This window comes from Mucilaginibacter lappiensis (assembly GCF_900155965.1).
Taxonomy (GTDB): Bacteria; Bacteroidota; Bacteroidia; order Sphingobacteriales; family Sphingobacteriaceae; genus Mucilaginibacter; species Mucilaginibacter lappiensis.
Map to the genome: position 1 here is coordinate 300322 of NZ_FTMG01000007.1, position 12832 is coordinate 313153.

Below are 12832 nucleotides of genomic sequence, written 5' to 3' on the forward strand. Positions count from 1 at the left end.
TTGAGTGTTTAATATTGAACGATCATCGCCCTTGAAAAATTTATACAGTTGAAAAAAATTGGACGAATAGCCCTAAAAACCATACTCTGGATAATTGCAAGTATCCTTTTCCTGGTGCTACTTGTAGTTGTTCTGATACAGGTTCCGGCTGTGCAGAATTTTGCCAAGGATAAGGCAGTGAATTTTCTGCAGGGGAAGATCCATACCAAAGTACAAATAGGCCATATCAGCCTGGGATTGCCTAAACTACTGGTGTTAGAGCATGTTTATTTTGAAGATCAGAAAAAGGATACCCTGATTGCCGGCGAAAAACTAAAGGTAGATATCAGCCTGTTTAAGTTGTTTCACAATAAGGTAGAGATCAATGAGATCAACCTGCAGGGTATCACTGCTAATGTAAGCCGTGGAGCCGACAGCGTTTTCAATTTCGACTACATCATCAAAGCTTTTGTAGGTGAGCAAAAAAAGGAGGTGAAACCCCAAGATACTACCTCAACCATGAAGTTTTCGCTGGATAAGATCATTTTTGACCGCATCAATATCAAGTACAAAGATAAGATCACCGGTAACGATGTTAAATTCCTGCTCGGTCATTTTGATACCCGTATCAAAGACTTTGATATGGACAAAATGAAGTTTACCATACCTAAGATCACACTATCTGATGTTAACGCTCGTATCATCCAAACGCCAACCGGCCCTCCTCCGGTTGATACAGCGACTACACCTCTTAATATGGATCTGAATTTGGGTGTTATTGATATATCAAAGATAAAAGTGGATTACCAAAGCAGCGAAATGACCGCGAATGTGGACCTGAACAAGCTTTTAGTTGATATGGATAAGATCGACCTTAAAAAGCAAAAGGTAGGCATTAAAAGCATTGAGCTAAATAATACCAAAGCAGCATTGAGCCTGGCTAAACCCAAAACTGTACAGAAAGCCATTGTAAAAGCAGTTAAAAAATTGGACACCCTGGTATCGTCGCCACAAACATCAAAATGGGCGGTTACTTTGGGCAAAGTAAACTTCAGCAATGACAATATCAAGTTTGATAACGAGGCACAGAAGGCCATACCAAAAGGGCTTGATTTTGGGCACATGGATATCCGAAACCTCAACGCTGGGGCCGAGAATATCTCTTATAAACCTGATACCATTTCGGGCAAGATCAATTCCTTTTCTTTTAGTGAAAAAAGCGGGCTAAAGATCAATAAGTTTCACACCTCTTTTTTTTATGGGCCGACCAATGCCTATATGAACGATCTGCTGTTGGAAACTCCGCAAACCGTTCTTCAAAAATCGGTACAGGTGCGTTATCCCTCCATTGATGCTATCACCAAAAATATTGGGGCCCTGGGTATCAATGCTGATTTAGATGGAAGTCGTTTGGGTTTAAAAGATGTGTTGCTGCTGATGCCAACTATGGCTACTGTGGAACCTTTCAAAAGTTCGCCAGGCACGGTTTTCAAAATAAACGGTAAAGTAAAAGGTCAGGTTAATAATTTGGATATCCCCAGCCTGGAAGTAAGCGGATTAGGCAGTACCCACATTAAGGCATCAGCCAAAATGAAAGGTCTGCCCGATGTGAATAAGGCTTATTTTGATGTTAACATAGCTGATTTTACCACCAGCAGCACAGACATTGCCAAACTGGCGCCAGCAGGCAGTATTCCCCCCAATGTAAGCATCCCCGAAAAAATGAACCTGAAAGGTACATTTAAAGGCGGCATGACCAACTTCGATACCAAAATGGCCCTGCGTTCCAGCTATGGCGCGGTTGATTTGGTTGCTGCTATGAAAAATGGCGAGCATAAAGGCAAGGAAATTTATACGGCCAACATCAAAGCTAATGATCTGAATGTAGGAGCGCTAACCAAACAGCCGCAAATGGTTGGTAAAATAACCATGGATGCTAACCTAAAAGGTGTAAGTCTCGATCCGAAAAAGGCCAGCATACAGTTTAACGGCAACCTCACCAAAGCTTATGTAAAGGGTTATACCTATCAAAACCTGGTACTGAAAGGCAGTTCGGAGAATGGTAACTATACTGTAGTTGCCCGTATGAAGGATCCTAACATTAATTTTAGTCTGGATGCCAAAGCTTATTTAAACAGGAAATACCCATCGGTTAACGGAACTTTAGTGGTTGATAGCATTAACCTGCAAAAACTGAATTTTGTAAAAGACGACATGCGTTTCCACGGCAAAATAGTAGCCAACGTACCAACTGCCGACCCTGATTACCTGAACGCCGACATACTGGCAACCGACCTGCTGGTAGTTAACAAAGGTCAGCGTATACAACTGGATACGGTAAGCCTTAAATCGACAGCTAATGCCGATAGCAGCACCCTGCGTTTAAAAACCCCCGTTATGACTGCTCATATGGCCGGCAAATACAAGCTAACCCAAATAGCCGACGCCCTGCAGGATGTAATCAATAAATATTTCAATACCGCTATAGCCGGTGGGCAGCAAGTGGCGGAGAAAAGTCAAAAGTTAAAAGTTAAAAGTCAAAAATCGAAGACACCGCCACCTGCCATTAAACCAAAATATTCTCCACAGCAATTTGTGTTTGATGCACATCTGGTAAAAACACCACTGCTCACCCAATTTGTCCCCGATCTGAAACAGCTTGATCCGGTATTGCTGAATGGTAGTTTTAACAGTGAGTCGGGCCAATTGGTGGTTAAAGGTTCCATCCCTAAAGTAGTTTACGGCACTAATACTGTTAACAATGCCAAATTGAATATCAACACCAATAACAATGCACTAAATTACAATTTGGCGGCTGATGAAATAAAGGTAGGCTCGTCCTTAGATCTGTTATATACCAGCATATCGGGCAAAGCACAAGACAATAAGCTTAACGTAAGCCTGGAAGTACGCGACGCCGCCAAAAAAGACCGTTATAAGCTTGCCGGGGTGTTTAGTGTTTTACCAAATGAATACCAGTTCAGCTTTGCACAGGATGGCTTATTACTTGATTATATGCCCTGGGCCGTTAGTACCGATAACTATCTGCAGTACGGCCCGAAAGGAATATTAGCCCACAATTTTACCATCACTAATACCAACCAGGTACTTAGTATAAACAGTAACCCACAGGAATTTAATGCTCCCGTTACTGTTAACTTTAACAATTTCCGTATCGAGGCATTAACCAAAATAGCCAAACAGGATTCCTTGCTGATTGGCGGAGTAATTGATGGTAAGGCTGAGATCAGCAACCTTCAAAAATCGCCATTATTTACCGCGGCCATTGATGTTAAAGATTTTAATTTCAAAGGAGATACGGTTGGTAATATAGCGGTTAAGGTAAATAACCAAACAGAAAATGCCTATGCGGCCAGCGTGAGCATTACCGGAAAGGGTAACCAGGTTGATTTGACCGGCACCTACTATACCAGCCCGGAAAGCAGGTTTGATATGAACCTGAATATCGTCAATCTCAGCATGAAAAGCATCGAGGGCTTTAGCTTTGGCAGCCTGCGCAATTCATCTGGCAATATAACCGGGCAGCTTAAAATAGCCGGTACTACCAGTGCGCCAGCCGTGCGTGGTGATATTCATTTTAACAAAGTTGGCTTTAATGTGTCTATGCTCAATTCGTACTTCCGTATGCCGCAGGAAAGTATCACCTTTAATGATGAGGGCATCCGTTTTAATGATTTTACGCTGGTTGATTCTACCGATAACAAAGCGGTTATCAGCGGCAGTATTTTCACCAAAACTTATACCGATTTTGCTTTTGGCTTAGATATCAATGCCCGCAACTTCAGGGCTATGAACTCTACCCAAGCCGATAACAAATTGTACTATGGCAAGTTGTTCGTTGACACACGTGTTAAAGTTACGGGTAATATGGATAAACCTATTGTAGATGCCAACCTGACAGTAAACGAAAAAACGGATATGACAATAGTGCTACCTACTACCGATCCAAGTGTGGAAGACCGGAAAGGCGTAGTAGAGTTTATTGATCAGAACGCACCTAAATTAGATTCTATCCTATTGGCCAAGCAGTTGGATTCGCTGAAAAAATCAAATGTGAAAGGGCTGGATGTATCGGCAACTATCAACGTAAATAAAAATGCCGCTTTTACCATAGTAATAGACGAAAGCAATGGCGATGTAGTACACCTGAAAGGTGAAGCCAGCTTAAATGCCGCCATTGATCCAAGCGGTAAGATCAATCTGACCGGAACTTACGAGGTAAATTCGGGTTCTTATGAATTATCATACGCTACGGTAAAACGGAAGTTCAACTTTAAAAAAGGCAGTACCATTGTTTGGACAGGCGATCCAACCAGCGCTAATATTAACCTGACAGCCATCTACGTGGCTAACGTCCCTCCCATTGATTTGGTTGAAAGTCAGCTTACCGGGAGTGAAAACTCTGTTCAGTACAAGCAAAAATTGCCTTTCAATGTAAATCTGAGCCTTAAAAATCAGCTACTTACTCCAGACATCAGCTTTGATATTGTACTGCCTGATAGTTCATATAATGTTGCCAGCGAAGTAACTACTAACATTAATACACGTTTAGCACAAATACGTCAGGATCCTAATGAAATGAATAAGCAGGTACTGGGCGTACTGGTACTGGGGCACTTTATAGGTGATAATCCACTACAAAGCCAGGGAGCAGGTTTTTCGGCTGAAGGTTTGGTGCGAAACAGCGTAAGCAGCCTGCTAAGTGATCAACTCAATAAACTGGCAGGTAACCTTATTGAAGGAGTTGATCTTAACTTCGGTTTAACCTCGGGCGAGGACTATTCGTCTGGGACGGCCACCAACCGGACAGACTTGAATGTGGGGCTATCCAAACGGTTCCTGAACGATAGGCTTACTGTAAGCGTAGGTAATAACTTTAACCTGGAAGGTAATCAGCAAGGCCAAAAAGCAACCAATATTGCAGGTGACGTATCTGTAAATTACAAGCTAAGCAAAGATGGTCGCTATGCCCTGCGTGCTTACCGTCGCGATGAGTTTATTGTGATCCAGGGCCAGATTATTGAAACCGGTTTAGGCTTCACGCTTACGGTTGATTACAATCGCTTCAGAGAAATATTCCGCAAGCGTACACCACAGGAGCGCGAAATGCGTCGCAAATACCTGCAGCAGGAAAAAGACAAGAAAAAAGCACAGGACGACGCCACTAATAAAGCTAATGACGCAGCAAAAACTGAGGAACAAAAAGAGCAGGAAAAGAAAAAACAAACAACTACCTCAAATTAAGCTTATGATCAAACACTTTAGATATATACTCATACTAACTGTTTTACTGAATGCTTGTAGTAATACCAAATACCTGGCTTCCGGCCAGAAATTGTATACCGGTGGAGAGGTAAAAATTCAGGATAAGGATATCAAAAAGAATGATGCCAAAGCCTTAAGCGAGGAATTGCAACCCCTGTTGCGCCCCAAACCTAATGGTGCGATATTAGGCTTAAGGGTTAAACTTTGGATATACAATAAAACCCGCACAAAAAAAACCAAAGGCCTGGCTCATTGGCTCCATACCAAATTTGGCGAGCCCCCTGTTTTGATAAGTGCTGTTGATATAGAAAAAAACAGCAGCATATTGCAAAACAGACTACAGAACGAAAGCTATTTTCAGGCGCAGGTTAACGGCGATACAGTAACCACAAAAAAAACAGCCAAAGTAGTATATACCGCTCAACCCGGCCCTGCCTACAAAATACGAAAGGTGGTCTTCCCTCCCGGTAAAGAAAATATTGATACAGCCGTAGCCGGAGCTTCAGCACAAACACTCTTAAAACCAGGAAATAACTATAATCTGGACGTGATTAAAAATGAACGTATCCGCATTGATGCCAAATTAAAAGAAGAAGGTTTTTATTACTTCGCTCCCGAAAACCTCATCATGCGGGTTGACAGTACTATAGCGGGTCACCAGGCTGATATATTCGTAGCAATTAAACGCGATATTTCAGAGAGGGCGCAAGAAATTTATACCATTAATAATATTTATGTATACCCAAGTTATTCCCTGCGCGATACTTCCTTAAATCTGGATAAAGCACAAAAATATCGTTGGTATAATATTGTTGAGAAAAGAAAAACGGTGAACAGCTATATTTTTGCCAATACTGTTTTACTGCGCCCTGGGGAAGTATATAACCGTAATGATCATAATAATTCTTTAAACCGTTTTGTAAATCTGGGGCCGTACAAGTTTGTAAAAAACAGGTTTGAGGATGTAACGGATTCATCCAAACTGGATGTGTACTACTTTTTAACACCTTATAAAAAGAAATCATTACAATTGGAAATATTGGGCCGTACCACATCGGCCAATTATACCGGCACACAGGTTAATATTAACTGGCTTAACCGTAATGCTTTTAAAGGTGGCGAGGCTTTAAAAGTAACCCTCTTTGGTAGTACCGATGTACAGCTTGGGGGGAACAACAACGGTTTTAATGTTTACCAGGCAGGTATTCAAACAACGCTGTCATGGCCACGTTTTATTAGTCCTATATATCCCAAAGCCGATAATGCCTTTATTCCGCATACTAATTTTACCCTGGGTTATACGCTGGTTGATCGCCAGAAACTATACAGGCTAAATTCCTTTAATGCCTCTTTTGGTTATCAATGGAAAGAGTCTGTTCATCGCTCTCATGAGTTAAACATTTTCAATTTCAATTTTGTTAACCCGCAACATATATCACAGTTGTATCTTGATAGTATTCAAAATCCTAAAAACACCAACCCGGCTTTAAGACATGTTATTGATAAGCAATTTATTTTTGGCCCAAGCTATGGATACACCTATACCAACACCACCGACGATTATCGTACCAACACTTTTTACTATAATGGCAAAGTAAGTCTATCGAACAATTTATATGGTATCATTTCGGGAGCTGATACCGTGAAAGGTAAGGTGAAACAAATTTTCGGTGCCAATTTTAACCAATACATAAAAATAGAGAACGAGATCAGGTTTTTTCATAAAACCGGGCCCAACAGTACATTTGCCAGCAGGCTATTGGTAGGCGTCGGCTTGCCTTATGGTAACTCAACCCAGCTGCCATACAGCCAACAGTTTTTTATAGGTGGGCCTAACAGTCTGCGTGGTTTTCAGGCGCGGACCATAGGTCCGGGTTCTTATGTTGTTAAGGTGGCGGCTGGTAACTTTTTCCCTGATCAGTCAGGTGATATCAAAATAGAAGCTAACCTTGAGTATCGACCTAAATTATTCAGTATAGTATATGGGGCTCTATTTGTCGATGCTGGTAATATATGGTTAAAAAATTCCAATGGCTTACAACCGGGTGCTGTTTTCACCAAAAACTTTTTAAATGATATAGCCGTCGACGCGGGCTTTGGTTTGCGTTTTGACCTGTCTGTATTGGTATTGCGTACCGATTTGGGTGTACCGCTTAGATACCCCTACATACGACCAGGAAAAAAAGAATGGGATATGAACTTCCGCTACAGTGTATTTAACCTGGCCATTGGCTACCCTTTTTAATTGACTTAATGAATTATTGAGTTAGTGAATTATTGAATGAAATGTTGATTTTTGTTCGTTTTACAATTGAACTTTGGAATCACTAATTCAATAATTCGCTAACTCACTAATTAAAAAATGACATCTATCCCCCTACAGATCATTGACCTGCATGACGACGGCTTTCACCCATTGTTAGAGGTCATCTTGTTTGGAAAAGCTTTTATAGTAGTGCTGGATACGGGAGCCTCTAAAACTGCTTTTGATCGCACAGCACTTTTCGAAGCGAACGAATCTATGGCGGTATTAGCCAGCGACAGGCTATCAACCGGGTTAGGTACCAATACCATGGAATCTTTCACCGCCGTGATCAGCGGGATGCTGATAGGCGATATGCCCATTGCTGATTTTGAGGTAGCAGTTCTCGACCTTTCAACTATAAATATCGCCTATAGTCAAATGGGGCATCCGCAGGTACTAGGTGTTTTAGGCGGCGATATCCTGATGAAGTATAAAGCGATAATTGATTATGGCAAGCAGGTATTGAAACTAAAAAAGACCCGCTTTAGCCGTTTGCTTACTCTAAAGTGATTTCATCACAACCTGTTTATCTTGTAATCATTCCCGCAAGTCTATCTCTATTATATTTTACTGCTGGTTGAATCTTACAGGCGTATACAAGTAATCTGTAGATAAAAAATCCATAGAATTACTGTCGTTAAATCTATTATGGATAATAATATTTTAAAATAACTCACCTAATTTATTTATATACACAACTCTATAAGACATATAAATACAATCATTATCAATAAAATACAATACTCATATTATTACACAATATTTATTAAATTATATTAATTATAAATATTTAGCTATATTAGTAAAACGTTTTACTAATATAGTTAAATACATTCATGCTTATTTCAGATAACAAGAGCCAATTAATACATATTTAATAACCTATCTAACCAAATTGTAAAACATGAAAAACCTATCTAAAACACCCGTTTTATGGAGTTTTGTACTAACCTCCATGATCTTTTCCTGTAAAAAATCAGAGAATGCTGTACCGGATAATGCAGCAATTAAAACATCCAACAAGATCACCGCTGCCGTTACACCTGTTGGCACTGTAATTTATACCAGCAATGGGTATAAACTAACATTCACCAATAAAGACGCCAACTTTGACGATCAGGAACGCCAAAACTTTGTAAATACCTTTTTTACTGTTTATCCTCTTATGGTAAACCGCTTTAATATTTCGGCAACCAAAAATGTTACGTTTGTGGTTGATCCTGCTTATAACGGAGTAGCGGCGACTTCTAACGATATCACTACCTTTAGCCCCGCCTGGTTCAAAAGCAATCCTGCCGATTATGATGTAGTTACTCATGAGGTGATGCACATTGTACAGGCCTATCCCGGAGGTGTACCCGGATGGCTTACTGAAGGCCTGGCAGACTATAGCCGTTATAAATATGGAGTAAATAATGCCAATGCAGGCTGGTCGCTCCCGGCTTGGTCATCATCACAAAACTACACAGATAGTTACAGAGTTACTGCTCGTTTTTTCGCGTGGCTTGAGCTTCACGTAAACAGTTCTATTCTAAATAATTTAAATACTATTTGTCATAATGGTGGTTATACCAGCAATACCTGGGTACAGCTTACGGGTAAAACTGTAGATCAGCTTTGGGCTCAATATTCTTCAAATCCTGCTTTATAGCTATCCCTCGTAGAAATTATCAAATTAAAAAGCGGTTGTCTCCTGATGAAACAACCGCTTTTTAATTTTATAAACTCCGAAGAGTGGATATGCTATGTATCAATTTTAGCGTATTTGGCGTTGCGCTCAATAAACTCACGGCGTGGTGCTACCTCATCACCCATCAGCATGCTGAAGGTATGATCGCACTCGGCGGCGTTTTCGATGGTAGCACGTTTGAGCGTACGGGTTGCCGGGTTCATGGTAGTATCCCAAAGCTGGATATCATTCATCTCACCCAAACCTTTATAACGCTGTATATGTACGCTATCCTCTTTACCGCCGCCTTTCAGGCGTTGTACAGCGGCGTCGCGCTGCACATCATTCCAGCAATACTCTGCTTCTTTGCCTTTTTTAACCTGATATAGTGGTGGCGATGCAATGTAAACATAACCCGCCTCAACCAACTCCTTCATATAACGGAAGAAGAAAGTAAGGATCAGCGTAGTAATGTGCGAGCCATCCACGTCGGCATCCGTCATGATAATGATCTTATGGTAGCGCAGCTTGGTTATATTTAAAGCCTTATCATCATCCGGTGTACCGCGGCTTACACCCAAACCGGTAAACATGTTCTTGATCTCCTCGTTCTCGTATATCTTGTGCTCCATGGCTTTTTCCACGTTCAGAATTTTACCACGTAATGGTAAAATAGCCTGGTATTCGCGGTCGCGGCCCTGTTTGGCGGTACCACCCGCCGAGTCACCTTCCACCAGGTATATTTCGCAAAGTGAAGGATCGTTATTGGCACAATCAGATAGTTTACCTGGCAAACCAGATCCGGTCATCACGCTCTTGCGCTGTACCAGTTCACGGGCCTTACGGGCAGCAGCACGGGCAGTAGCAGCCAAAATTACTTTATTAACGATGAGTCTTGCCTCTTTGGGATTTTCTTCCAGGTAGTTGCCTAAAATTTCTCCTACTGCCATATCTACAGCACCCATCACCTCATTATTACCTAATTTAGTTTTGGTTTGGCCTTCAAACTGAGGCTCCTGTACTTTTACCGAAATTACGGCGGTTAACCCCTCACGGAAGTCATCACCGGTAATCTCTATCTTCATGTTTTTTAACAAGCCCGATTTATCGGCATAAGCTTTCAGCGTACGGGTAAGCCCCCTGCGGAAACCAGCCACGTGTGTACCACCTTCAATAGTGTTAATGTTATTTACGTAGGAGAATACATTCTCAGAGTAAGTATCATTATACTGAAAGGCCAGTTCAACCGGGATGCCATTTTTTATACCATCAAGGTAAATAGGTTCAGGGATGATGGTTGAACGTGTACCATCCAAAAACTTAACAAACTCGCGTAAACCACCTTCTGAATAAAACTCTTCACCCGGAAAAGTTCCATCTTCGTTAGGAATCCGTTCGTCGGTTAAAGTAAGGCGGATACCTTTATTTAAAAATGCAAGCTCGCGTAAACGACCTGCAAGTGTATCATACTTATACTCGGTAGTAAGTGTAAATATTTCCGGATCGGGCTGAAAAATGATGGTAGTACCTCGTTTTTCGGTATCGCCAATGGTTTTAACATCGTATTGAGGTTTACCTTTTTCGTACTCCTGGGTCCATATTTTATCCTCCCGGTAAACCAGTGCCTGTAAATGGGTTGAAAGCGCATTAACGCAACTTACGCCCACACCGTGCAAACCGCCAGATACCTTGTAAGTATCTTTATCAAATTTACCGCCGGCATGTAATACCGTCATTACGATTTCCAATGCCGACCGCTTTTCTTTGGTAGTTATCCCGGTTGGGATACCACGGCCATTATCTTCAACTCTTATACCGTTATTTTTTAATATAAAAACCTTAATGGTGTCGCAGTGACCGGCCAGGGCTTCGTCAATGGAGTTATCAACTACCTCATATACTAAATGGTGCAAACCTTTAACGCCTGTATCACCAATGTACATGGACGGACGCTTACGAACCGCCTCTAAACCTTCTAATACCTGTATATTATCTGCTGAATAATTGGATTTGTCCTGATTTTCTTCGCTCATATTTATTTAGTACAACAACCTTCAAAAGTACGAAATTAACACGAGATTAACGATTAGTTGTTGATAAAAAACGCTATGTTGAATACTCTAAAAAATCAAAAATCCTTAAAATTCCGGTTCAGATAATAACAGATTAGGATACTTGTAATGAAAGATTATCTTTGTCAAAATTTTTACTTAAAAAAGATAAACCTTCGTGTGCAGCTGCACAAAACGTTATAATTGCACAAAGGAGTTTGATAAAGAATAAATAAAGGCGTAAAACTTAACGATCGCCAGCTAATAAAACACGAAAAAATCAATTAATTTAAATGAAAACTACGGCTTCAACATTAACAAAGTTCACATTAGGGATATTAATTGCCGGAAGCATAGCCGCCTGCAATCAAAATAAAACTGCCGACAAACCTGCTGCTGCTGCTACAACAGCTTCGAGCGAGGTTAAAGAAACAATTGTGTACGTAAACTCTGATAGCTTACTCAACAAATACGACTACTTTAAAGATATGTCAAAACGTTTGGAAGATAAAGGCAAAGCTTCACAGGGCGACTTGCAGGCTAAAGGCCAGGCTTTTCAGCGTGAGGTTGCAGAGTATCAAAAAAATGCAGCCACTCTTCCTGCCGATCAGCGCCAATCTACCGAGCAGCGTTTACAACGTAAACAACAGGAATTACAAGGCTATCAGCAAAATGCCAATGCCGAGTTTCAGAATGCGCAGGCTACTGAAAATGCTAAACTGTATGATAAAATAGCCGATTTTACAAAAGGTTATGCTAAAGAAAAAGGATACAAGCTGGTATTAACTTATTCAAAAGCAAACCCTACCGTATTATATGGCGACCATTCATTAGACGTTACTGCCGATGTGGTAAAACGCCTGAACGAAGCTTACGCCAAAGATAAAAAATAAGTTTTCGGATGATGTCTTTTCAGATGTGCAAATATGCAGATGACATCGGCTTCCAAAAAAATCATAAAATATTAACTTTAAAAACCTCAACTTCGGCTGAGGTTTTTTTAATTTAGAAGTATATGCAAAATACGGTTCACGAAAAGTTTATGAAGATAGCTATTGAACTATCGGAATATAACGTAAAACAAGGCACCGGCGGCCCTTTTGGTGCCGTGATAGTAAAAGATGGAATGATTCTGGCCCGCAGCGCCAACCGTGTAGTACCCACCAATGACCCTACCGCTCACGCCGAAGTTTCGGTAATACGCCTGGCCTGCCAGGAGCTGGGAACTTATGATTTGTCGGGCTGTGAAATATACACCAGTTGCGAACCCTGCCCGATGTGCCTGGGGGCTATTTACTGGGCACGTATTGATAAAGTTTATTATGCCAATACCAAGGCTGATGCCGCTGCTATTGGCTTTGATGATCATTTTATTTATAATGAACTGGAAAGCCCGATGGCCGAACGCAAATTACCTTTTGTTCAATTACTTCGCGACGAGGCCATGACGGCCTTTAAACTTTGGGAAGCAGCAGAAAATAAAACAGATTATTAGAAACAAACAGACTTGTCATCCTGAGCGTAGCGAAGGATTTATTAAGC

At 41.1% G+C, this 12832-nt stretch carries 7 protein-coding genes; 6 read left to right on the top strand and 1 reads right to left on the bottom strand.

The genetic code is table 11. The annotated features are described in order from the left end of the window. The first annotated feature begins 48 nt into the window (after positions 1-48). From BW976_RS15645 to BW976_RS15660, 4 genes are all read left to right on the top strand, one after another. Complete coding sequence (locus BW976_RS15645) at positions 49-5244, top strand: translocation/assembly module TamB domain-containing protein (RefSeq protein WP_076374244.1); 5196 nt, start codon at positions 49-51, stop codon at positions 5242-5244. Positions 5245-5248: 4 nt separating this feature from the next. Further along, the gene (gene tamL / locus BW976_RS15650; protein ID WP_076374282.1) at positions 5249-7510 is read left to right on the top strand and encodes a translocation and assembly module lipoprotein TamL; all 2262 of its coding nucleotides are present in this window, start codon (positions 5249-5251) and stop codon (positions 7508-7510) included. A 117-nt stretch (positions 7511-7627) separates the two neighbouring features. Continuing rightward, positions 7628-8080 carry an aspartyl protease family protein gene (locus BW976_RS15655; RefSeq protein WP_076374245.1) on the top strand — a complete coding sequence of 151 codons (453 nt, stop codon included), beginning with the start codon at positions 7628-7630 and terminating at the stop codon, positions 8078-8080. A gap of 394 nt (positions 8081-8474) precedes the next feature. After that, the gene (locus tag BW976_RS15660) at positions 8475-9221 is read left to right on the top strand and encodes a basic secretory protein-like protein (protein ID WP_084192206.1); all 747 of its coding nucleotides are present in this window, start codon (positions 8475-8477) and stop codon (positions 9219-9221) included. A gap of 92 nt (positions 9222-9313) precedes the next feature. Here BW976_RS15660 and gyrB read toward each other — a convergent pair whose 3' ends face one another. Further along, entirely contained in the window at positions 9314-11272 is a 1959-nt protein-coding gene (gene gyrB, locus BW976_RS15665; RefSeq protein WP_076374246.1) for a DNA topoisomerase (ATP-hydrolyzing) subunit B, read from the bottom strand. A 311-nt stretch (positions 11273-11583) separates the two neighbouring features. Between gyrB and BW976_RS15670 the strand changes: the two genes are divergently transcribed. After that, the gene (locus tag BW976_RS15670; protein ID WP_076374247.1) at positions 11584-12183 is read left to right on the top strand and encodes an OmpH/Skp family outer membrane protein; all 600 of its coding nucleotides are present in this window, start codon (positions 11584-11586) and stop codon (positions 12181-12183) included. Positions 12184-12305: 122 nt separating this feature from the next. Beyond that, positions 12306-12785: a nucleoside deaminase gene (locus BW976_RS15675; protein WP_076374248.1), complete on the top strand. Its 480-nt coding sequence runs from the start codon at positions 12306-12308 to the stop codon at positions 12783-12785. The last annotated feature ends 47 nt before the right edge of the window (positions 12786-12832 follow it).